This window comes from Celeribacter marinus, from assembly GCF_001308265.1.
In the GTDB taxonomy this organism is placed as follows: domain Bacteria; phylum Pseudomonadota; class Alphaproteobacteria; order Rhodobacterales; family Rhodobacteraceae; genus Celeribacter; species Celeribacter marinus.
The window spans coordinates 762,315-784,141 of record NZ_CP012023.1; the positions used below are offsets into that span (position 1 = coordinate 762,315).

The following is a 21,827-nucleotide window of genomic DNA, read 5'->3' on the forward strand; positions in this document are numbered from 1 at the left end:
AGACTTAGCTTTGCGCAGACAATCCCAAGCGATCTTCCAACTCGCCCGCCATGGCTTCGCTGCGCGCCGCAAGCTCCGCAAGGGAATCGCGCACACCTTGTGGCACAACGGGAACTTCGATGCGCTCGGGCTCAGGTTTGGGTTGCGACCGCATTTCCTCAATCAACGCTTCTTGCGCGCCAAGTTTGGCCTCTAACGAGCGCAGTTTTTCGTCCATCCCTGCCGTTTTATCGGCCAGCATAAGGCCCGACATCAACAACATACGCGCCTCGGGCATCCGCCCGATCTGGCTCGACAAAACCGCCGCTTCGGTTTCAAGCAAGGACGCCGCAGATTTCAAGAAATGCTCCTCGCCCTCCTGACACGCCACCTCATATGTGCGACCACCGATATTTACACTGACGTCTGGCATCTCACAGTTCCTTCGTTTCAGCGGCAACCACATCGTGCGGCAACGCCGCCTTGAGGTCCGAGATTAACCCGTCAAGCGCCACACGCTCTGTAGCGCGCACCTGTTCCAACGCCTGTACATCCGCACTGAGCGCCGCGTTGATCAAGTCGGCATCGCCCACGCCCGCAGCATTTGCATCGCGCAACGCCGTGTTGTTTGCGCGCAAGGTATCGTTGGCATGACGTAAACCCGTCATAGCGCGTTCGAGGTCGTAAATCTGACGGTGCAGAGTTTCAACCTCGCCCTCCAAGGCGGCAACATGGGTATTTTGTTTGTCGTGGATCGCCTTCACGCGCGCTTCCATCTGCGCGTTGGCGTCTTTTTCGGTTTCAAGCGCTTCATTGAGGCGGCCAATTTCGGCTTCCATCTCGTCGCTTGCGATACCGCCAACTTCAGGCGCTGCTGCGGCGCGCTCCTCGGCCACGCTCACCGCCCGACCGATCCGCTCCAACGCGGAGGTAATCCGCTCTTCTAGTTCAGAAATGTCGCTCATTCGCCCTCACTCGTTCTCTCTCTTTGTCCGGTGCTGCGGCGTTGTATCCGGCACGGCCAAAGATCTGTACGCACTCTATGCGCTCTTGATTCGAGAGCCTAGCGCAACCGTGCCGCATTACCAATATCTCTACCGCCATTCCCCTCTTTCGAGCGCTCGTTTGCGCGCGGACTATCAATTTTGGCCACACACGCCCCCCTAAAGACCACGATTGCGGCAACGATCCTTGAACTTCCCCACCGTGTTGGTATCACAGGCGCACTCGATCGCGTGCCCATCCGCGATCCACACATATCAGTCTGTTCAAGGAGACCCATACGTGGATATCGCTAAACTGCGCGAAGCGCACCCCGATCACTGGATGCGCGCTGCTGCCATTCGCACTTTGACACTCGACGCTGTCGCTGCTGCAAACTCCGGTCACTCCGGCATGCCAATGGGCATGGCCGATGTTGCCACGGTCCTGTTTAAGAACCACCTCAAATTCGACGCCTCCGCACCGCTTTGGGCGGACCGCGACCGGTTTATCCTGTCGGCGGGTCACGGCTCGATGTTGGTCTACTCGCTGCTGTACCTCACCGGATACGAGGAAATGCCGATGGAGCAGATCAAGAACTTCCGCCAGACGGGCGCGAAAACGGCGGGTCACCCCGAGAACTTCCTACTCGACGGCGTTGAGACTACCACCGGTCCGCTCGGTCAGGGCATCGCCAACGCTGTGGGTTTTGCCATGGCTGAGGAATCTTTGCGCGCGCGCTTTGGCGCAAAGCTGCAAAACCACTTCACCTATTGCATCGCTGGTGACGGCTGCCTGATGGAAGGCGTGTCCCAAGAGGCAATCGCCCTCGCAGGTCGTCAAAAACTCGGCAAACTGGTCGTGTTCTGGGACAACAACAACATCACCATCGACGGCACGGTTGATCTGTCTGATCGCACCAACCAGCCGATGCGCTTTAAATCCGCAGGCTGGCACGTTCAAGAAATCGACGGCCACGACCCCGAAGCCATTGACGCCGCCATTGAAGCCGCCAAGAAGTCCAAAAAACCGTCGATGATCGCGTGCAAAACGCACATCGCGATTGGCCACGCCAAGCAAGACACGTCCAAGGGCCACGGCGCATTGACCGATGCAGCCGAGTTGAAGGCAACGAAAGAAGCCTACGGCGCTCCCCTTGGTGCCTTCGAAGTCGACGCGAAAGTCAAAGGCGAATGGGAAGCCATCGGCGCCCAAGGCCGCGGTGCCCGCGCCGACTGGCAAGCCCGTTTTGACGAGCAATCCGAACGTCGTCAGGCCGAGTTTAATCGCGTGTTCGCAGGTGACGCGCCCAAGAAACTGTCGGCTGTGATCAAAGCGTTCAAAAAGCAGATCTCGGACGAGCAGCCCAAAATGGCAACGCGGTCCTCGTCGCAAAAAGTGCTCGAAGTGGTCAATCCGATCATGCCCGAGACCTTTGGCGGCTCTGCCGACCTCACCGGTTCCAACAACACCCTGACCGAGGGTCTGGGCACGTTTGACGAGACCAACCGCAAAGGCCGCTACGTCTATTACGGCATCCGCGAGCACGGCATGGCCGCAGCGATGAACGGCCTCGCGTTGCACGGCGGTGTGCGCCCCTACGGCGGTACGTTCTTTTGCTTCACCGATTATGCCCGTGGCGCGATGCGTCTATCGGCGTTGATGCGTATTCCCGTAACTTACGTCATGACGCACGACTCCATCGGTCTTGGCGAAGATGGCCCGACACACCAACCGGTCGAGCATCTGGCGATTTGCCGCGCGACACCGAACACCGTGACCATGCGCCCGTGTGATACGGTCGAGACCGCCGAAGCGTGGGAAATTGCGCTGACGTCCCAGACCTCGCCATCCGTTTTGGTGCTGACCCGTCAGGGTCTGCCGACCTTGCGTACCGAGCATAAGAACAAGAACATGGTAGCCTCTGGCGCCTATGTTCTGGCCGAAGCAGAAGGCAAACGCCAAGCGATCATCGTGGCCACTGGCTCCGAAGTGTCTCTGGCCATGGAAGCCCGCGAGATTTTGCAAGCCGAGGGTATCGGCACACGCGTTGTCTCCATGCCCTCCATGGAGCTGTTCGCCGAGCAAGACGAAAGCTACCGCCGCCAAGTTCTGCCGGCAGGTCCGGTGCGCGTTGGCGTCGAGGCGGCGTTGCGTGCAGGGGGCTGGGATCGTTGGCTGTTGGGCGAACGTGGCCGCGAGAGCAAACAAGCGTTTGTGGGCATGACAGGGTTCGGCTCGTCCGCCCCTGCCGAAGAGCTCTACGAAAAATATGGCATCACCACCGCCAACATCGTGGCACAGGTCAAAGCCTTGCTCTGACCCACGCCGTGAGATCAAAATTGAAAAGCCCGCGCAGCACTGCGCGGGCTTTTTTCGTACGCATTCAATCGTCTTTGGCGCGGCCATGCCCCCACGTGCTGCCCCAATTGGTCATGCCATCAAGGTCATCATCACTCAGGCCAGAGCCATCCCCGCCATCGCCGCTATCGTTACTATCCGCACCGTCATCCGCCTGACCTTTGGTCGGGTGGCCGTTTTGCGGTTGCATACGGGTTTTGTCTTTTTCTCTATCGCTGGTCATGTCGTCTCCTCCTTTACTGTGATCGCGCACCCGTAACTTTACCGTAGATCGCCACTGCGCGCCTTGATTGGCCCCCACACAAATGCGCAGGGCACAGACAGGCGCAATGTGTTAGCGCTACCCCCTCATGTTTTCGCTAACATGTTGGCGCTAAACGGGTTTTCGGCCTCCGTATACTTGCGTATACGCCTGACCAAGGATCAGGCTGGCCCATTTGCCCGATCCCCAACACGCACATGGCGCGCACACCCCGCGCACCGCCGCAGTAGGGAGCATAAGGTAAGCATGACGATCAAACTTGGCATCAACGGTTTTGGCCGTATCGGACGTTGCACATTGGCACACATTGCTGAGGCAGGCCTCAACGAGGTCGAAGTGGTTAAAATCAACGCCACCGGCCCTATTGAGACCAACGCCCACTTGCTCAAATACGATAGCGTCCACGGACGGTTTGGCGGCCCTGTTGCGGTAAACGGCAACACCATGGATTTAGGGCGCGGCCCGATCCAAGTGATGTCCACCTATGAGCCTGACGAGTTGGATTGGGAGGGCGTCGATGTCGTGCTCGAATGCACAGGAAAATTCAACGATGGCCACCGCGCGGACGTCCACATGCGCCGAGGGGCCAAAAAAGTCCTGATCTCTGCGCCCGCCAAAAACGTCGACCGCACGGTTGTGTTCGGGGTGAACCACCGCGACCTGCGCGACGACGAGCGTATGGTGTCCAACGGATCGTGCACCACCAATTGCCTCGCGCCACTGGCCAAAGTTCTCAATGACGCCGTGGGCATCGAGAGCGGCATCATGACAACGATCCACTCCTACACGGGCGACCAGCCCACGTTGGACCGCCGCCACCCCGACCTCTACCGCGCCCGCGCCGCAGCCCTCGCGATGATCCCGACCTCTACGGGTGCTGCAAAAGCGCTTGGTGAGGTGCTTCCCGAACTGAGCGGCAAACTCGACGGCACCTCCATGCGCGTGCCGACCCCGAACGTCTCCGCCGTCGACCTGACATTCCAAGCGGGCAAGGACGTGAGCGTGGCCGACATCAACGAAATCGTGCGCGAGGCCGCAATGGGTCACATGGGTATGGTCTTGGGCTATGATCCCGAACCCAAGGTCTCGATCGATTTCAACCACACCACCGAGAGCTGCATCTTTGCCCCAGAGCAAACCAAAGTGATCGGGCGCACCGTGCGCGTCTTGGCATGGTACGATAACGAATGGGGATTCTCGGCGCGGATGGCCGATGTTGCCGCCGCCATGGGGCGCTTGTCGCACTAAGATCACACACCGCCACCGCACGACCACATATGCGCGCCTGACATCCCTGTCGGGCGCGTCTGTCATTGTGTGCACTCTCAATGCTCATCCCCCTTCCCTTCGTCGCGCACCAGTGACACAATATGCCAACTGGAACTCGAACGGGCCTTTGCATGACCAACTCCATCGCCTTAGGGCTTGCCATCGTCATCTTGGTCGCGCTTGGCCTCGACTTTGGCGTGAATGATGGAACAGCCTCGCTGTTTTTGGCGCGCAAAATGCTTGGCGTGCTCCACTACATTGCTTTCTGGCGCTGAGGCGCGCGCTTTCGCGGTTGACCTTTTCGCTATGATCGCGATGTTAGCGATAACTGGACCCGACGTCATGAGGCGTCGGCGGATGAGTGAAGGACGGACCACTGAACGGCCCGCCCTGCCGAACAAGCGTCAAGGAGTGCTGACATGGCTGTAAAAGTGGCAATCAACGGATTTGGTCGAATTGGTCGTAACGTTTTGCGTGCGATTATTGAATCGGGCCGTACCGATATCGAAGTGATCGCAATCAACGATCTTGGCCCCGTGGCAACCAACGCCCACCTGCTACAATACGATAGCGTGCATGGCCGTTTCCCCGTAACGGTCTCACACACAGACGACACAATTGACGTGGGTCGCGGCCCGATCAAAGTGACCGCGATCCGCAACCCTGCCGATTTGCCATGGTCTGACGTTGATGTGGTGATGGAATGCACAGGTATTTTCGCATCCAAAGAGAAGTGCCAAGCACACCTCGACAACGGGTCCTCGCGCGTGCTGATTTCCGCACCTGGGAAAGACGCCGACAAAACCATCGTGTTTGGCGTGAACGACAGCGAACTGACGGCTGACGACATTATCGTGTCCAACGCCTCATGCACCACCAACTGCCTCTCTCCCGTTGTTAAAGTGCTCAACGACAACATCGGGATCGTCAAAGGCTTTATGACCACGATCCACTCCTACACGGGGGATCAGCCGACTCTCGACACTATGCATAGCGATCTATACCGCGCCCGTGCTGCGGCTTTGTCGATGATCCCGACCTCGACAGGTGCGGCAAAAGCCGTGGGTCTTGTGTTGCCCGAATTGAACGGCAAACTTGACGGCGTGGCGATCCGCGTGCCCACACCAAACGTATCGGTTGTTGACCTGACATTTGAGGCTGCTCGCGACACCACTGTCGAAGAGATCAACCAGTTGATCCGTGACGCGGCAGACGGCCCGCTCAAAGGTGTGCTTGGCTACACAGACGCGCCGCTGGTCTCCTCGGATTTCAACCACGATCCGCATTCGTCGATCTTCCATTGCGACCAGACAAAGGTCATGGAAGGCACGATGGTCCGCATCCTGACGTGGTATGACAACGAATGGGGCTTCTCCAACCGTATGTCCGACACGGCCGTGGCCATGGGCAAGTTCCTCTAAGTCGAGAAACCCCCATATAGATTTCCCGCGCAAGCGAGACAAAACACCCCAGAGCCTTCCGCTTTGGGGTGTTTTTTTCAGTTAGAGGTAATTTAGAGGTAATAACGGGCGTTCAACACGAACTCACGGTGCGAGTTTGGCCTTTAGGCTTGCCTCGACATCAGGCGTGACAAATTTCGACACATCGCCGCCAAGCCGCGCGATCTCCTTGACGAGTTTGGAGGCAATCGCTTGGTGACGCGCTTCGGCCATCAAAAACACCGTCTCGATCGAATTGTCCAAAGCGCGGTTCATACCAACCATTTGGTATTCGTATTCAAAATCAGCCACGGCACGCAGGCCACGGATGATGATCGACGCATTCACATCGCGCGCACAATGGATCAACAGGTTCTCAAAGGGGTGCACAACAATCTCACACCCTGTCTCGATCGAGAGCGCTTTGGTGTAGGTTTCCAACATCGCCACGCGCTCCTCAAGGGAGAACATCGGCGACTTGTCGCGGTTGATGGCAACCCCGATTACCAACCGGTCGACCAACGCACACGCACGGCGAATAATGTCGCCATGCCCGTGGGTTACGGGATCAAATGTGCCGGGGTATAGTCCAACGCGCATGAGGTTCTCCTTGCTCTTATGGCAAGCAACAATATTGCGCGCCCGAAGGCAAGCAAAACAACGATACCAAGGTGCGAGTGTTGCTCAACATCACCGCCTCACCATCGCTGTCTTGGTCTTTGCGTGGTGTAATTTGGGGTCAGTGCCCCATAATCATCCCTTCAAGTGCGTTGCGCTCCATCGCCAACTCTTCGAGACGCGCCTTGACCACATCCCCGATCGACACAAGGCCGATCATCTTGTCACCATCCATGACAGGCATGTGGCGAAACCGCCCCTGTGTCATCTGTTCCAACACCTCAAGAGCGGTGTGATCAGGACGACAGGTGATAAGCTTGCGCGTCATGAGATCACTCACCGGAAGATCCAGCACCGATGGTCCCTGACGCCCCAATTCGCGCACCACATCGCGTTCGGACAATATCCCGTCTGGATACGTGAGATCAGTCCCAACGACCAACGCGCCGATCCGCTTTTGCGACAGGATCGCCACCGCGTCCCCGACAGTCGCATCGGGCGCGACCCCAGCGGTTTCGGTGATGGCTTTTCCCTTTAAAATCTGTCCGACGATCATGCGATATCCTCCGTTTTACACATATGCACATTTCCCTACCTGTAGCGTCCTCCTTTGATGGCCCTCCTGTCAAGTTGCGCGACATATTTACGCAACGTTTGACGAAGATACGCCCTCCGGTAACGCGGTCGAAACAGTCAATTTGCGACATATTGGAACGTCAAAGCCGCCAATTTGCGCTTCAAACAACACAATTCGAACATTTAAGCCCCGTGGGATCTGTGCGGATACGCACCTGTAAGATCGCTGCATTGCGATTCAAAACAGACAGCAACGGGACGACGGTCAAGCGCAGTAGAGCGCAAGGTGTCCACGGCTTCGGTGAGTTAGTCACAGACTCGCTCAAAATTCATGGTTAATCTAAGACTAACGTTAAACGAGAAAGGTGTATCATGTTTCAGAAAAATGTCGGCGGTCTCGACCGCATCCTTCGTATCGTCGTAGGTGTTGCGCTCATCGTGGGCTTCTTTGTCTACGGCAACCCGCTCTTCTTGATCGGGATTGTCCCTTTGGCCACGGGCCTGCTCAACTCATGCTTGGTCTATTCGCTCTTCGGGATTAACACCTGCCCCATGAACAAGCGCTAAAACACGCATCCCTTTCAGATCGACTCTGAAAGGGATTTTAGCGCGTCAATGTCCAGTAGTTTGACCTCACCGCGCGCCGTGGCAACCCACCCGCGCCGCTGGAACTCTTGGAGTTGGCGCGAAATCACTTCCCGCGCAGTGCCCAGCTCAGCCGCCAATTGCGCGTGAGTCGCTTTGAGCGTGGCGTGCTCGTCCGACAGTTCGACCAGCTTTTGCGCTAAACGAATGTCGACCTTTTGGAACGCGATCTCTTCGATCACATGAAACAGATCAGTGATCCGGCGCGAATAGGCCGAGAACACGAATGTGCGAAAGCTCTTGGACGTGGCGACCAGATCGTCGAACACACGGCGCGGTATTGCCGCCGCCTGAACCTCGGTTTCCGCGATACCTTCGGCTGAATAATCCTCATAGGCCAACATACAAGCCGTTGTTAGCACACAACTTTCACCCGCGTGGACACGGTATAACACCATCTCACGCCCACCCTCGGATGTCTGTTGAACGCGCACAGTGCCCTCAAGCAAGAGCAACAGGTTTTCGGGGTTTTTCCCCGGACCAAAGAGAATGGTTCCCTTTGGCACGGTGATCACTTGAGATTGCGTAATCAGACGATCGCGCAGCTTTTGATCAAGGCTCGACAGCCCCATAAACCGATCAATCCAATCAACGCGAACATCCATGCCGTTTCCCTTTGCGCGGGGGATGCTTTGCCAAAACAAAACACCGTTTCAGGCACCATAGTTAGAAGCTTATGGCCTCTTCTACAATCTCTGTCAGCAAATCCTCAACGACTTGCATTGGGCCGTCGGGATAATCGCGAAATCCAATGGTCACTTTTCCCGCTTGGTCGGCGACAAAAATGGAGTACGGACAATGCACGACATTCATTGGGTCGGCCTCCATCACTTGACGCGAAACGGTGGCGGAACAGAACAAAAACACGTCCGCCGCATCGAAAATTACCACATCCGATCCAACATCCGCACGTGTGCGCTCCAACATTTCGCCCGTGTGACTGCGGTAATCAATCACGAGGCCTTTGGATATAATCGCGTCCTCAATGGCAAATGTCGCATCGTCGAACGTGCCATCATAATCGAACATAATCGCGGCATCATTGGCCATAGCTGGCGCACCATCCATGGTCGCAATAATCGCGCAAACTTTTAAAAACTGGGTCATGAGAGTCTCCCTTCAACCCGAGTATACCACGAAAAAGGGCGGTCCCAAACAAGACCGCCCTTTCTAATATCTCTTACTGTGAGACCGATTTTAGATATTCGATCACCGCGTTGATATCGTCGTCTTTCTTTAAGCCCGCAAACGACATCTTGGTCTTTTTATAGACGCCTTTTGGCTTTGCTAGGAATTCGGCCAAATGCGCCTCGTCCCAAACCACACCCTCATCATGGGCGGTGGTCAGATCCTTGGAGTACTTGAAGTCCTCGATATGCGCCACCGGCGCCCCGACAACACCATTCAGGATTGGACCAACCTTGTTCTTGGCGCCCTCGCCCACTTGGTGACAGGCCTTACATTTTTTAAAGACCGTCTCACCCTGTGCGGCCAGATCGGCGTCAAACGCGGCCATTACGGGCGCTGCAACCGCCTCCTCGACAGGTGCGGCTTCAACGGGTGCGTCAGCAGCGGCCTGTTCAACCGGAGCGGCCTCAGGTTCAGCCTCGGCCCCCTCTTCCTGAGGAGTAACATCCAACACCGCCGCGCGCTTGGTCACTTCGACCGTCTCTTTGCAGTTTTCATAGCACGCATTGGCTTCGGTAAAGATCGTCAATTCCGTCTCGGGGCGGTCATCAATGATAAACCCATCCGCGTTGGGCATCTCGACATCCATAAAGTTCTCATTGGTCAAAACGAAATCATCGTCCACGAGATAGTTGGAATAGAGAATATACGCGGTGATCGCGTAAACATCGTCGTCCGACATCGTTTGCGCCGCGCCAAATGGCATGGAGCGCCGCACATAGTCATAAACGGTCGACAGATATGGCCAGTAGGACCCAACGGTTTTAAGCGGATCTTTGTCCGCCAATGTGCCATCACCGCCCGCCAATTTGGGCCAATTGTCCACACCTTCGGCAAACTCGCCGTGACATGAGGCGCAATTTTCCGAAAAGATCATTTCGCCATCTTCAACAGAGCCAGACCCCATGGGCAAGCCTTGGCCTTGTGGGCCGATGTCGTGGTTCCATGCCGCGATTTCATCGGGGAGCGCCACACGGCCCAGACCCAATTTTTCCGCGAATGACGGTGTTGCGAGCGACGCGATGAGCGCCGTGCTTGCGATCAGTTTAGGAAGAAACTTCGACATTTTCCGACTCCCCGTTTTCTTTGACCCACCAGGTCTGAATACAGTTGTTGTGATAGACCGAGTTCTCGCCGCGCACCTCGCGCAATTGCGCTTTGGTCGGCTGAACGTAGCCCGTGTCATCATGGGCGCGCGATTGCAGGAACATCTCCGACCCATCCCAATTGATATCGAGATAGAAACGGGTGAGCGCCATTTTCTCGCCCTCTTTGGCCAAGCGCGCTTTTTGCCACGTTTTGCCGCCATCAATGGAGACATCAACGCCCGAAATCGCACCGCGACCCGACCATGCAAGACCGGTAATCACAAGCGGACCTTTGCCGTGGGTAATGGGCATTTGCGGGCTTGGCGATGTGACAACGGATTTCGCATCCATGATCCACGTCCATTTGCGCGATGTCCCATCAGCCAAAGTGTCGGTGTATTTCGACGTCTCTTCGCGGCTCTCGATTGGGTGGTCCGTCACCTCGATCCGGCGCAGCCATTTGACCCACATATTGCCTTCCCAACCGGGAACGACGAGGCGAACGGGATAGCCATGCTCCATTCGAAGCGCCTCCCCGTTGGCCTTGAACGCGACGAGCACGTCATCAAGCGCCTTTTCCATCGGGATAGACCGCCCGTTCGACGAGGCATCGGCCCCCTCGACGTAGACCCATTTGTCCGCGAGATCGCCAGCCGCATCCAAACCCGCCTCTTCGAGAAGCGTTCGCAGCGAAATACCCGAGTATTCCATGTTGTGGATCATGCCGTGCGTGAACTGCGAGCCGTTGAGCTGTGCACCCGCCCATTCCATGCCCGTGTTCGCGGCGCACTCAAGGAAATAGGTGCGGTTTTCGCGCGGGAAGCGTTCCAGATCGGCGTAGGAAAAGACCAACGGGCGATCAACGAGACCGTTGATCATCAAACGGTAATCTTCCTTTTTCAACTCAATCGCACCCGAGTGGTGGCGTTCAAACGCGCACCCTTGTGGCGTGATCGTGCCATCAAGCGCGTGGATCGGCGTGAAGTTGATCGAGGAAATCACATCCGCGGTGAGCCACGGCACGTTGCGGCGGACCACATCGCCCTCAAACTGGATCGGCATCCCGTAGGGCGAGGCGTCAACGCCCTCACCGGTTGAGCTGGCCCAATCCTGCATCTCGGTGATCAGCGGGTCGGGGGTGTCTTGTGCTGTGGCCTTGGCAGTGGCGGCAAGACCGACACCGGTCGCCGCCGCACCGCGCAAAAACGCGCGGCGGTTGGGGCCTTTGGTCGGGCCGTCATGTGTGGGGGTGTCACTCATGGAATGTGCTCCCTATTTGAATGCGATCATTCGACTATGTGAATGATTTGTTTGCGAAAAAACCGCCCCGCCCAATGGGCAAGGCGGCGCGTTAGATTTAGGCGCCAATCACGTTGACAGAGGTGTTTTCCTCAACCGTCACTGTGCCTTTGGCGCGAATGTGATCTTCGACGAGATCCCAGATTTGCGGACCTTCGGTGCCCTCGTTCACGGATGCCCACCCTGCAACGATGTACGTCTTTGCAGGATCGAGTTTCTCGCCCGTTTTGAGCATGGTGATGTCGGTGATCCGTGACCCTTGCGGCTTGTTGATATCGACGGTGTAGCCAAGGCCACCCATGCGCACCATGTCGCCACCCTGTTGGTAATAGGGATCGGGGTTAAAGATGTTGTCAGCCACGTCTTCCATGATCGTGTGAATGAATTCACCGGTCATTTCAGAGCGATACGCCTTGCCGTAGGTCATAGATGTGGCGTTCCAAATGTCCTCACGGGTGATTTTATCACCGGGGATCAAGGACGGACCCCACCGCACGCCCGGAGACATCGCAATGTCTGCCTCGCGCTGCTCGATCAGAGCATCGCAAATCAGGTTGTCCCATGTACCGTTGAAGTTGCCACGACGATACAACAGGCTATCGGTCTCGCCCACTACGGTGGACATATCCTCGAGATACGGCGCGCGTTGCTCGTCGATGAGTGCGGCGACCTCTTTGTCGGGTTCGATCACATCCGAGAAAATCGGGATCAGTTTGTGGCGGAACCCCATCATCTGGCCATCGCGCACGTCCAAATCGACGCGGGAGACGAATTTGCCGTTGGAGCCGGAGGCGATCAGGATCGTCTCGCCCACAAGCACAGGTTCGGGAAGTGCGTCATGGGTGTGGCCCGTCAGGATCACGTCGATGCCCGTCACGAGAGACGCCATCTTTTTGTCGACGTCAAAGCCGTTGTGCGACAACAAAACAACGAGGCCGGCACCCAACCCTTTGACCTCATCCACGACCTCTTGCATCCGCTCGGTGCGAATGCCGAACGAGTATTCGGGGAACATCCAACCGGGGTTGGCAATGGGCATATACGGGAAGGCCTGACCGATGACGGCAATTTTCACGCCACCGCGTTCAAAGAACTTATAGGGCGCGAAGTCTGCAGCGGGTTCGTCCCATTCGGCGTCATAGATGTTGGCGCCCAAAGCGGCGAACGGAAGGTCAGCCACCACTTCGCGGACGCGGTCAGAACCGAGCGTGAATTCCCAGTGGAACGTCATCGCATCAGGTTTGAGCGCGTTCATCACGTTGACCATATCTTGGCCTTCGGTGTGGAAACAGGTGTAGGAGCCGTGCCATGTGTCGCCGCCATCGAGCAAAAGCGCATCAGGGCGTTCGGCACGGATAGAGTTGATCACGGTGGCCACGCGGTCGAGACCGCCGACCTTGCCATAGCCCTGCGCCAGAGCGGAAAAGTCACCCGACGACAGCGCGTAGTGTGAGGGCGATCCATCCTCAATGCCGTAGAGTTTGCGGAAATCTGCGCCCGTCACATGGGGAACCGCGCCCTTGTTGCCGCCAACGCCGATGTTGATCGACGGCTCACGAAAATAGATCGGTTTGAGCTGTGCGTGGATATCGGTGACGTGGATCAGCGATACGTTGCCATAGGTGTCAAAATCAAGCAATTGATCTTGTGTGAGGGACTGTTGCGCCGCCAGACGCGACCAGTTGCCAAAGCCAGACGCCCCAACCATTGCCGAGGCAGCCATAGAAACCTGTAGGAAATCGCGACGGGAAATCATGCGCAGTGCTCCAATACGGTGGCACGGTGTTCTATAAACCTATGCCGAATTTTGAATGTATATAGGTGAAGAAAACCCCGCCCCTTCCAAATGGAACGGCGGGGTCATCAAAACTGTTTAGTTGCGGACAGACGGACCTTCGACGGAAAGGCCGTTACCGCGTGATGCAACGTATAGCTCAAGTGCGACAAACTCGGGGGAACCCGGGCTGAACGTCTCGGCACGTGTATCACGAATACACCCCTTAAAGCGGGAGTGCGTGCCGTTGAGTTTCGCGTTTTTCAGACGGTATGTCGGAAAGCCGTTGATCTGACCTTGGGACAGGTGGTCCGCACGGATCAGGTTGCCGTAGTTGTCTTCGTGGCAGTTTGCACAGGACAATTCGAGCTGACCGTAACGGGTGTAGTAAATCTCTTTACCTTGCTCCCATGTCGCGGCTGCGGGGCCATCGATCGTCACATTGACAGGTGTGCCGCGTGCGACAGAGGCCAACATAGCTTCGAGGTTGAGCATTTTACCGCTGTCATACTTTTCCGCATCTGCACCCATTTTCGTGGTGAGGCAGTCGTTGACTTGCATTTGGATCGTGCGCACTTCGCCAGCACCCTCGTTCCATTTGGGATAGGTCGCGCGCACCTCGGACAGGCTTTCAGGACCATCGTGGCAATCGGCACAAGCCTTGCCCTCAGATCCCCATGAGGCTTCAAAAAGGGCCATGCCCTCTTCGGCGCCTAGCATGCCGGGGTTATCGAAATCGTCCATTTCCATGGCTTGTGTCTCGTCGGAGCGAAAACGCCAACCCGACAAGATCTCGTCCATAACATCAGACAGATGCTCTGGCGCCGCCGTTTTGGTGACAATTTCAATATCGCCATTGATCACCAACTCTGCGTCCTCGTCCGCGACAACGGGTGCCGCGAACGTGAGGGCTGCAAGTACAGCCGCAGTGCTTATTGCTTTAATTTTCATGCGTTTCTCCTCCCTGAGCGTGAAGCCTTAGCCGATTGCGATCGGCTTGCTCTCTTCGTAAACGGAACCGTCATCGTCGTACCACGTGAATTTGAACTCACCGGCTTCGGGAACAGTTGCGTCGAACTCCACATACGGGTTTGTCGAAATCGCGGCCTCAAGCGTCACATCGACGACAGACTGGCCGTTGAAATCGCAGGTGAAGCGATTGATGATCGAACGCGGAATGATATTTCCGTCGCCGTCTTTGCGCTGACCTGACTCCATTGGGTGAGAGATCAGTGTTTTAATCGTAATCACGTCGCCAGCAGCAGCCGACTTCGGGACTTTAACGCGGGGTTTTACACCAGATGCCATTATAGATGTCTCCTAAATAAGTCGGTTAACCGATCAGCCGCCACAGCCGCCGATGGTCACTTTAACGGTGGATGCAGCCTTTACGAAGGAACCGTCAGCCATTTTCGCAACTGCGACAACGTCTTGGGTTCCTGCGAGGCGAATACGGGTAGACGCCGCTTGCGATCCGGCGAGCGGACCAAAGTTAAAGGTCGCAACACCAGGTGTCGGGTTTCCGGCGGCCAAGATGATGATGGAAACAGCGCCGGGTGCATCTACCGATACAGGCACAGTGTTGCCGTTCTCAGCAATCTCTGGGGCAGTAAGGGTGATTCCACCCTCACCTGCGTCAGCACCGCCAGTGAATGCGGCGATAGCTTCGTCGGCTGCGGCAAATGCGCTGAACGGAAGCAAGGAAGCTGCCGTCGCACCAAGGCCGAGAGCCAGAGCGTCACGTCGTGTGAGTTTCATGGGTTAGTCCTCGTTTTCGTAAAATTCAGACGATCATTCGTCCGTAAGCGTCATTAGATAGGCGACCACGTCCTCGACCTGAGCCGCAGTCAATAGCGGCGGCAGATCGGCCGGAGCGGCCTTGCCCGTGTAGGCATCCCCTGGACGGGTGTAGCCATCAACCTTGTAGAAGGCAGGCATAACGGTGCCTTCAAACATCATTTTTGGGTTCACGACGAGACCGCGCAATTCTGCTTGGGTCCAACGTGAGCCTGCGCCATCAAGGATCGGACCAACTTCGCCATGGAACGGAACATCGGCGTATGCGTCAGCGGAGTGACACGACACGCAGTTGCCGCTGGATTTACTGGTCATGATCTTACGACCTTCGTCGGCGTTCCCTGCTGAGCCCGTCAACGACAGTGCGACTGCACCATCCTCGAACGCGACATCAGTTGGGGCGACCTCGGCCGTAGCTGCGGTTGCTGTGAGGCAAAGTGCAGCGAATGTGGTTGCAATGCGTTTCATGTCTCCTCCCTAAGACTTGTTTCGGTAGTGCTTTTGAGTGCACTTCTTATTGTGCATACCGTAGCGCACCATTTCGCGGACGCGCAAGAACAAATTCAAAAAAACGAATTTTCCGGCATATTCTGTCCCGCGCGCCCAGTGTTACAGCTATTCGTAAACGTTCAGTTTCCCCGCATCTTGTTGCGCCGGAATGTTACGGGCGTGGAACTTTTGGAACGGCTCCTCCCCATCGTAACCATGATCAAGCACCCAACGCATCATGTTGTAGGTTGTGAGGCGACCAAAGGCACCGGGGACGCTGGCCACGGCCGCTTGGGTCGCGGACAGGCCCTCACCCACCTCTTCGGGGAGATAGAGATTCGTTGGCGTGAACAACACATTCCATTTCGAGACCATATCTTTCTCCGAAAGCGTCTCGCCGTCAAAATCCGTCACTTCGACATCACCAAACATGTTGATCTGGACGACAAAGAAATTGTCCTCGATCATCTGTGTGATCTCGAGGTCGGGATAGACCTCTTCGTGCATCTTTTTACAGTAAATACAGCCGCGTTGTTCGATCATCACCAGTAGGCGCTTACCCTCGGCACTGGCCTCCGCGAGATCTTCACGCAGGTCTTTGAACGTGTCGCGCTGCCATGGCGCCTTGTGTAGCCCGTCATCGCCCATCTCTTGGGCCACAGCCGGACCAACGGTGAGCATTGCAAGGCTGGCGGCGATAAATGTGCGTCGTGCGAATTTAAGCATAGTTTAGGTCTCCCAAGTAACGATGAGCGTCAAAGCGTGCCCGATGATCCAATTTTTGTGAAGGCGGGGAAGGTCTCCAACATCCATGCCGCAATCAGGTTGACCGAATTCGTTGCAATCAACAGCGCGAACAAAATGAGGAAGACCCCCATCAGCTTTTCAACCTTTGGCAAATGGCGGCGGAACTTGCTCGCGAACGCCAAAAACGGCTTGATGAATACCGCAGCGATCACAAACGGCAAGGTCATGCCGATGCCAAACACCAACATCAAAATCAAACCCTGTGTCGCCGTTTCCTCAACCGATGCCGTGAACACAACTGCGGTTAGAATGCCGCCCACACATGGCGTCCACCCCGCTGCAAACGCCAATCCGATCAGGTAGGACGACCACACATTCATCTTGGTGACATCTCCGCCGCTCACTTGGAACTGACGGTTCAACAAGCCGATTTTAAGCACGCCTAGAAAGTGCAGGCCCATGACGAATACAATAAGCGCCGCTCCGATACGAAACGCGTCCTGATACGAGCGAAACGCTTGCGACAATGAAAAAGCCGCCGCGCCGAGCAGAACAAAAACGGTAATAATACCAAGCGAAAACATGATGGATGAGGCAATCGCGCGCTTGCGCACCCCCGGGGCCAATTCGCCGTCCGAGTTGATCTCCCCCATGCCAACACCGGCCATATAAGATAAGTAAAACGGTACGATAGGCAGGATGCAGGGTGAAAAGAACACCACAAGCCCACCCAAGAACGCCGAAATAAAACTGACGTCTAACATTGATTTCCTCCCGAAACGGGACATGTGTCCCTAAACAGCGCGGTTGACCCGCACCTTGTGTCATGCACATATTCAAATTAGGTTGTTTGTATCAAGCACGTCAATTGGACATTCCGATGTGGACTAAAATAGTGATCCTTGCGTCAGCGGCTTTGATGCTCACCGCACCCCTTCCCGCGCAGGCGGTGGAGTTGGTCATGATCGAGCGCGATGGCTGCGCCTATTGTGACCGCTGGAACGCCGAGATTGCACCGATTTACCCTAAAACACCCGAAGGGGCGTTTGCGCCTCTGCGCCGTCTGGATGTCAAAGAGCGCCCTGATGACATTGAGTTTGCGTCACGCCCTGTTCTAACGCCAACATTCGTGCTGGTGGATGAAGGCCGCGAATTGATGCGCATTGAGGGCTATGGAGGTGACGATTTGTTCTGGTCGATGCTCAGTGTCATCTTGCGGGATTATACCGAGTTCGACGTTGACGCGCAGATCGAAACCACGCCTGATACAGACCACACAGACGCAACGCCGACCCAATAACCCGCGCCTCCAACACTGGCGCATTTCAATACGACATCTGGAGGACACCCTATGAAACGCTTCACATCCGCCGCACTCATGGCACTCGCCCTTGCGGCACCGACATTTACACCCGCGACCGCCCAAGACGAGGACAGCGCCTTTGTCACGTTTCAGGTGCTCAAACCCGAAGTGGCCCTGACCGCCGCAGTCGCAGCCATGGAATCGTGTCGCGATGCGGGATACCAAGTGGGTGTGATGGTGGTGGATCGTTTTGGCCTACCACAAGCCTACGTGCGTGATCGCTATGCCGGTCTGCACGTGTTTGAAACCGCACGCCGCAAGGCATGGACCGCCGTGTCCTTTCGCACCGACACCATGTCACTGGGCGAGACAACCGCGCCTGACGGTATGATGGGTGCCATTCGTGACCTGTCCGAACCACTCGCATTGGGCGGCGGGCTTGTGATTGAGGCCGCAGGCTCTATAGTAGCGGGAATTGGTGTCTCTGGTGCCCCTGGTCCGGATTTGGACGCAGTGTGCGCCGAGGCGGGAATAGACGCCATCCTAGATGAAATAGCGTTTTAAAGAAAAGTGAGATCGCAGGACGTGCGTATGGATCATCAACAGTCGACATTGCCGACAATCACACCTGACATGTCCCCTGACGACATGGACATGATTATGCGCAACGCGTGCGATGCGTCTCAACTGCTCAAAGCGTTGAGCCATGAGGGCCGTCTCATGATTTTGTGTCATCTGGTGACGGGCGAAAAGTCTGTCACCGAGCTCGAAGAGTTGTTGTCGGCACGCCAAGCTGCGGTCAGCCAGCAACTGGCCCGTTTGCGCCTTGAGGGTCTGGTGACCCCGCGACGCGACGGAAAGGCGATCTACTATTCCTTGACGGATGAGCGTCCCAAACGCATCCTCGAAGTGATCTATGAGATGTTTTGTGCACCAGATCACGAAAAGGCGAAACCTGCCTCATAGCGGGTCTCTCCTTTCGCCTTGGGGAGGGATACGATGCTAGACACGCTTGAACCCGGAACGATTGCCGCACTGATCGGTCTGTTTGGTGGTCTGTTGCTCGGCCTTGCCGCTCGTTTGGGGCGGTTTTGCTCCATGGGCGCGATTGAGGACGCCTTGTACCAAGGCTCGGACTTGCGCGCCCGCCAATGGGGGATAGCTATCGGGGTCGCTCTAATTGGCACAGGCGCAATGATCTCCCTTGGTCTGTTCGACCCCACCATGACCTCTTATCTGTCCATGAAATGGTATCCCCTCGCCTCAATCGCTGGTGGCGTGATGTTTGGCTATGGCATGGCGCTGGCGGGCAATTGCGGCTTTGGGGCGTTGGCGCGCCTTGGCGGCGGTGATTTGCGCAACTTCGTGATTGTCACAGTCATGGGGTTGGGCACTTACGTCACCCTCAACGGCCCGCTTGCCGCCTTGCGCGTGGCCCTGTTCCCGCCTGTCCCGGCGAGTGCGCCGCCCACGTTCATGTCTTGGGGCCTGTCGCCCTACATCATAGGGGCGCTTGTCCTCGCGGGATCGCTCTCATCAAAGGCCTTTCGCGCTGACGGCAAACTGATCCTCTGGGGTGTGCTCGTGGGCCTTGCGGTCGTCTCGGGTTGGGCTGGCACCGCATGGCTGTCCCAAGCGGCGTTCGAGGCCGAACCTGTGTCCTCGCATACGTTTGCAGCGCCAATCGGCGACACGATGTTTTACCTGATGACCTCCACCGCCTCGTCGCTCAATTTCGGGGTCGGCTCTGTCACAGGGGTCATCATAGGCGCGGCCATAGGCTCGACGATCAAAGGCCATTTCAGATGGGAAGCCTGCGAAGATCCGCGCGAATTGAAACGTCAAATCCTTGGCGCGGCGCTCATGGGGATCGGCGCAGTCGTGTCGTTTGGATGTACGGTCGGACAGGGTCTGTCTGCGATGTCGGTGCTGGCCTATGCCGCCCCCGTCACCGTGGCCTCTATCGTTGCGGGCGCCGCCATCGGGTTGCGCCAATTGATCTACGGGATTTCATTTGCCAGATAAGAGACGCGCTACGCTTTGATCAACACTTGCAAATCAGCAACGTTGGTCCCTGTCGCTCCGATCTGAAGCAAATCCCCCGCGGCCTTGAGCGCGTGATAGCTGTCGTTACGGGCCAAGACATCATCAAGGTCCACACCCGCCGCCCGCAGTCGCGCAAGCGTGCCATCATCCACCAGTCCGCCCGCCGCATCCGTTGGCCCGTCACGCCCGTCCGTTCCCCCCGAGAGAAACACGTAATCTGTCAGTCCGCGCGCATCCGCAAGTTGAGCCACGCGCAGCGCAAGCTCTTGGTTGCGCCCACCAAGGCCGTCCCCTTTGAGCTTCACAGTCGTTTCACCACCGAACAGGTAGATCCCATTCTGCGTGACGCAGTCCACGATGACCTCGGCGGCCGCAGCCACATCGCCCTCAAGCGGCACAGGGAACACATGAACGCCGTGCGTCACACCGCCCCCCGCCGCGCGCGCCATAGCGGCCACGGACTGTGAGTTGGAGCCGACCAACTCAATATCGCTGTCAGGCAGCGCGCCCATGTCGGGCACGACCTGCTCAAGATGTGCGCGCACGGAGGCGGGCAAATGATCCCACACTTCAAACGCCTTGAGGGCGGCCACGGCGTCTTGCGGAGAGCCAATTGGCGATACGGTGGGGCCTGATGCAATGGCTCTAAAATCGTCGCTAACCACATCGGACAGAACCAATGTTGTGACCTTGGACGGGTAAGCCGCACGCAACAGCCCACCGCCTTTGAGCCGTGACAAGTGTTGGCGCACCAGATTCATCGTCACAATGTCGGCACCCGATGCCAGCAACAGCCGGTTCACCTCAGCCTTATCCTCAAGGCTCACCCCCGTCACCGGCGCGGGCAAAAGAGCCGATCCGCCACCGGAAATGAGCGCCAATACCTCGCCCTTGGCATGGGCCAAAACCTGTTCAATGCGCAACGCCGCGCGCGCCCCTTGGATATCTGGCACAGGGTGACTGGCCGCATGGACCTCTGCCCCCTCAAGGGGCGATGCGTTTTCATAGTTGGTCACAACAACAACCATATCCGCGTCGACGTGCTGCATTGCGGCCTCAGCCATCGTGCGCGCCGCCTTGCCAATAGCGATGACCAACGGGTTATGAAACCTACGCCCCGCCAATGCCTTTACCACGGCCTGCGCAGGATCGGCCTGAGCAACACCGGCTTGGAAAATCTGCAATGCATGGTGGCGCGGATCGGACATATTAAAGCCTTTGGGAAACAATGTTTCGTTATTTGGGGAATGCGGGATATGAGTCATAGACATGTGAAGCATCTTAGCGGTTGACGCTGCGGCGTCCAGACCACTTGCATCTATGCGCCCTACACGGCAGGGTCTTTGGATGAATGATGCAGATTTACCCACTTGGTCGCACGATCTTGCCCAATTGTTCAACGCAAGTTGGGCAGTGCTCTTACCCCAATCCGTGAGTTCCCGTGTTGACGCGCGGCTTGCCACATTGGCCACCCTTGGCGATGATGGCGCACCACAAGCACGCGGCGTTGTGCTGCGCGCGGCCGATCCCGCTCGCTGCACCGTCGATGTTTTTACCGATGCCGCCACGCAAAAGTGCGACGAGATCATGGCGGACCCGCGCGCGGCCCTCACGCTTTGGCGCGAGGATGTGTTGCTCCAGATTCGGTTGCGCGGCACCATCGACATTATTGAGGGCGCATTGGCCCAAGAGGCATGGGCCGGTTTGAGCGACCGCGCCCTACCAGATTACGGTGTGAGCCCAAAACCCGGCACGCCGATCACAGACGCGGATGCCTACACGCGTAGCGCCGATGCCGCACGTTTTGCGATTTTGCGCCTCACCGTGGAGACGATGGATGTGGTGTCCTTGAACCGCCCCACACATACGCGCGCCTTTTACACACGCCACGACGACTGGCGCGGCGCGTGGCGCGCGCCATAACGGCGTACACTGCGTGCGTTAACGCATCCGAATAAATCTTGTG

At 56.9% G+C, this 21,827-nt stretch carries 27 protein-coding genes; 10 read left to right on the forward strand and 17 right to left on the reverse strand.

Features of this window, described 5'->3' with window-relative positions; all coding sequences use genetic code 11:
• Positions 1–4: 4 nt before the first annotated feature.
• Entirely contained in the window at positions 5–412 is a 408-nt protein-coding gene (locus IMCC12053_RS03615; protein WP_062215842.1) for a cell division protein ZapA, read from the reverse strand.
• A 1-nt stretch (position 413) separates the two neighbouring features.
• Positions 414–944: a hypothetical protein gene (locus IMCC12053_RS03620; RefSeq protein WP_062215844.1), complete on the reverse strand. Its 531-nt coding sequence runs from the start codon at positions 942–944 to the stop codon at positions 414–416.
• A 319-nt stretch (positions 945–1,263) separates the two neighbouring features.
• On the opposite strand from IMCC12053_RS03620, the gene tkt reads away from it, so the two are divergent.
• Positions 1,264–3,282: a transketolase gene (tkt, locus tag IMCC12053_RS03625; RefSeq protein ID WP_062215846.1), complete on the forward strand. Its 2,019-nt coding sequence runs from the start codon at positions 1,264–1,266 to the stop codon at positions 3,280–3,282.
• A gap of 64 nt (positions 3,283–3,346) precedes the next feature.
• Here the strand turns inward: tkt and IMCC12053_RS03630 are convergent, their stop codons facing one another.
• The gene (locus IMCC12053_RS03630; RefSeq protein WP_062215848.1) at positions 3,347–3,544 is read right to left on the reverse strand and encodes a hypothetical protein; all 198 of its coding nucleotides are present in this window, start codon (positions 3,542–3,544) and stop codon (positions 3,347–3,349) included.
• A 285-nt stretch (positions 3,545–3,829) separates the two neighbouring features.
• Here IMCC12053_RS03630 and gap (IMCC12053_RS03635) point away from each other — a divergent pair, with 285 nt between their 5' ends.
• The 3 genes from gap (IMCC12053_RS03635) (at position 3,830) to gap (IMCC12053_RS03645) (ending at position 6,273) form a co-directional block, all read left to right on the forward strand.
• On the forward strand, positions 3,830–4,831 hold the full coding sequence (gene gap / locus IMCC12053_RS03635) for a type I glyceraldehyde-3-phosphate dehydrogenase (RefSeq protein WP_062215850.1): 1,002 nt from the start codon (positions 3,830–3,832) through the stop codon (positions 4,829–4,831).
• A gap of 152 nt (positions 4,832–4,983) precedes the next feature.
• Positions 4,984–5,127, forward strand: coding sequence for a hypothetical protein (locus IMCC12053_RS15930; protein WP_062215852.1), 144 nt, complete (start codon positions 4,984–4,986; stop codon positions 5,125–5,127).
• A gap of 144 nt (positions 5,128–5,271) precedes the next feature.
• Positions 5,272–6,273, forward strand: coding sequence for a type I glyceraldehyde-3-phosphate dehydrogenase (gene gap, locus IMCC12053_RS03645; protein WP_062215854.1), 1,002 nt, complete (start codon positions 5,272–5,274; stop codon positions 6,271–6,273).
• A gap of 123 nt (positions 6,274–6,396) precedes the next feature.
• Here gap (IMCC12053_RS03645) and coaD read toward each other — a convergent pair whose 3' ends face one another.
• Positions 6,397–6,891, reverse strand: a complete 495-nt coding sequence (gene coaD, locus IMCC12053_RS03650; protein WP_062215856.1) for a pantetheine-phosphate adenylyltransferase — start codon at positions 6,889–6,891, stop codon at positions 6,397–6,399.
• Between the two features lie 139 nt (positions 6,892–7,030).
• Entirely contained in the window at positions 7,031–7,465 is a 435-nt protein-coding gene (locus tag IMCC12053_RS03655; protein ID WP_062215858.1) for a CBS domain-containing protein, read from the reverse strand.
• A gap of 392 nt (positions 7,466–7,857) precedes the next feature.
• Here IMCC12053_RS03655 and IMCC12053_RS03660 point away from each other — a divergent pair, with 392 nt between their 5' ends.
• Positions 7,858–8,052 (forward strand): YgaP family membrane protein, encoded by a 195-nt coding sequence (locus IMCC12053_RS03660; protein WP_062215860.1) that lies wholly within the window; start codon positions 7,858–7,860, stop codon positions 8,050–8,052.
• Positions 8,053–8,066: 14 nt separating this feature from the next.
• On the opposite strand, the gene IMCC12053_RS03665 is transcribed toward IMCC12053_RS03660, so the two are convergent.
• The 11 genes from IMCC12053_RS03665 to IMCC12053_RS03715 form a co-directional block, all read right to left on the reverse strand.
• Positions 8,067–8,735: a Crp/Fnr family transcriptional regulator gene (locus tag IMCC12053_RS03665; protein WP_062215862.1), complete on the reverse strand. Its 669-nt coding sequence runs from the start codon at positions 8,733–8,735 to the stop codon at positions 8,067–8,069.
• Between the two features lie 61 nt (positions 8,736–8,796).
• A complete protein-coding gene (locus IMCC12053_RS03670) occupies positions 8,797–9,198 on the reverse strand; it encodes a DUF302 domain-containing protein (RefSeq protein ID WP_143090002.1) in 402 nt (133 codons plus the stop codon).
• A 112-nt stretch (positions 9,199–9,310) separates the two neighbouring features.
• Positions 9,311–10,384 carry a c-type cytochrome gene (locus tag IMCC12053_RS03675; protein ID WP_062215866.1) on the reverse strand — a complete coding sequence of 358 codons (1,074 nt, stop codon included), beginning with the start codon at positions 10,382–10,384 and terminating at the stop codon, positions 9,311–9,313.
• The gene (soxC, locus tag IMCC12053_RS03680; protein ID WP_062215868.1) at positions 10,365–11,666 is read right to left on the reverse strand and encodes a sulfite dehydrogenase; all 1,302 of its coding nucleotides are present in this window, start codon (positions 11,664–11,666) and stop codon (positions 10,365–10,367) included. The genes IMCC12053_RS03675 and soxC overlap by 20 nt, the downstream gene beginning before the upstream one ends.
• A 97-nt stretch (positions 11,667–11,763) precedes the next feature.
• Positions 11,764–13,461 carry a thiosulfohydrolase SoxB gene (gene soxB, locus IMCC12053_RS03685; protein ID WP_062215870.1) on the reverse strand — a complete coding sequence of 566 codons (1,698 nt, stop codon included), beginning with the start codon at positions 13,459–13,461 and terminating at the stop codon, positions 11,764–11,766.
• Between the two features lie 117 nt (positions 13,462–13,578).
• The gene (soxA, locus tag IMCC12053_RS03690; RefSeq protein WP_062215872.1) at positions 13,579–14,430 is read right to left on the reverse strand and encodes a sulfur oxidation c-type cytochrome SoxA; all 852 of its coding nucleotides are present in this window, start codon (positions 14,428–14,430) and stop codon (positions 13,579–13,581) included.
• 27 nt (positions 14,431–14,457) lie between these two features.
• Positions 14,458–14,787 carry a thiosulfate oxidation carrier complex protein SoxZ gene (gene soxZ, locus IMCC12053_RS03695; RefSeq protein WP_062215874.1) on the reverse strand — a complete coding sequence of 110 codons (330 nt, stop codon included), beginning with the start codon at positions 14,785–14,787 and terminating at the stop codon, positions 14,458–14,460.
• A gap of 33 nt (positions 14,788–14,820) precedes the next feature.
• Positions 14,821–15,237, reverse strand: coding sequence for a thiosulfate oxidation carrier protein SoxY (soxY, locus tag IMCC12053_RS03700; RefSeq protein WP_062215876.1), 417 nt, complete (start codon positions 15,235–15,237; stop codon positions 14,821–14,823).
• A gap of 33 nt (positions 15,238–15,270) precedes the next feature.
• Positions 15,271–15,744, reverse strand: coding sequence for a sulfur oxidation c-type cytochrome SoxX (soxX, locus tag IMCC12053_RS03705; RefSeq protein ID WP_062215879.1), 474 nt, complete (start codon positions 15,742–15,744; stop codon positions 15,271–15,273).
• Positions 15,745–15,891: 147 nt separating this feature from the next.
• Complete coding sequence (locus IMCC12053_RS03710; protein WP_062215881.1) at positions 15,892–16,491, reverse strand: thioredoxin family protein; 600 nt, start codon at positions 16,489–16,491, stop codon at positions 15,892–15,894.
• A 29-nt stretch (positions 16,492–16,520) separates the two neighbouring features.
• On the reverse strand, positions 16,521–17,276 hold the full coding sequence (locus IMCC12053_RS03715) for a cytochrome c biogenesis CcdA family protein (RefSeq protein ID WP_062215883.1): 756 nt from the start codon (positions 17,274–17,276) through the stop codon (positions 16,521–16,523).
• A gap of 116 nt (positions 17,277–17,392) precedes the next feature.
• Between IMCC12053_RS03715 and IMCC12053_RS03720 the strand changes: the two genes are divergently transcribed.
• Genes IMCC12053_RS03720 through IMCC12053_RS03735 form a run of 4 tightly spaced genes read left to right on the forward strand, consistent with a single transcriptional unit; the run spans position 17,393 to position 19,840 of the window.
• Positions 17,393–17,812 (forward strand): hypothetical protein, encoded by a 420-nt coding sequence (locus tag IMCC12053_RS03720; protein ID WP_062215884.1) that lies wholly within the window; start codon positions 17,393–17,395, stop codon positions 17,810–17,812.
• Between the two features lie 51 nt (positions 17,813–17,863).
• The gene (locus IMCC12053_RS03725; RefSeq protein ID WP_062215886.1) at positions 17,864–18,379 is read left to right on the forward strand and encodes a GlcG/HbpS family heme-binding protein; all 516 of its coding nucleotides are present in this window, start codon (positions 17,864–17,866) and stop codon (positions 18,377–18,379) included.
• A gap of 27 nt (positions 18,380–18,406) precedes the next feature.
• The gene (locus IMCC12053_RS03730) at positions 18,407–18,781 is read left to right on the forward strand and encodes an ArsR/SmtB family transcription factor (RefSeq protein ID WP_062215888.1); all 375 of its coding nucleotides are present in this window, start codon (positions 18,407–18,409) and stop codon (positions 18,779–18,781) included.
• A 33-nt stretch (positions 18,782–18,814) separates the two neighbouring features.
• Positions 18,815–19,840, forward strand: a complete 1,026-nt coding sequence (locus IMCC12053_RS03735; protein WP_062215890.1) for a YeeE/YedE family protein — start codon at positions 18,815–18,817, stop codon at positions 19,838–19,840.
• Between the two features lie 8 nt (positions 19,841–19,848).
• On the opposite strand, the gene IMCC12053_RS03740 is transcribed toward IMCC12053_RS03735, so the two are convergent.
• On the reverse strand, positions 19,849–21,069 hold the full coding sequence (locus IMCC12053_RS03740; protein WP_062220816.1) for a glycerate kinase type-2 family protein: 1,221 nt from the start codon (positions 21,067–21,069) through the stop codon (positions 19,849–19,851).
• Between the two features lie 139 nt (positions 21,070–21,208).
• On the opposite strand from IMCC12053_RS03740, the gene IMCC12053_RS03745 reads away from it, so the two are divergent.
• A complete protein-coding gene (locus tag IMCC12053_RS03745; RefSeq protein WP_062215892.1) occupies positions 21,209–21,784 on the forward strand; it encodes a pyridoxamine 5'-phosphate oxidase family protein in 576 nt (191 codons plus the stop codon).
• Positions 21,785–21,827 lie beyond the last annotated feature (43 nt).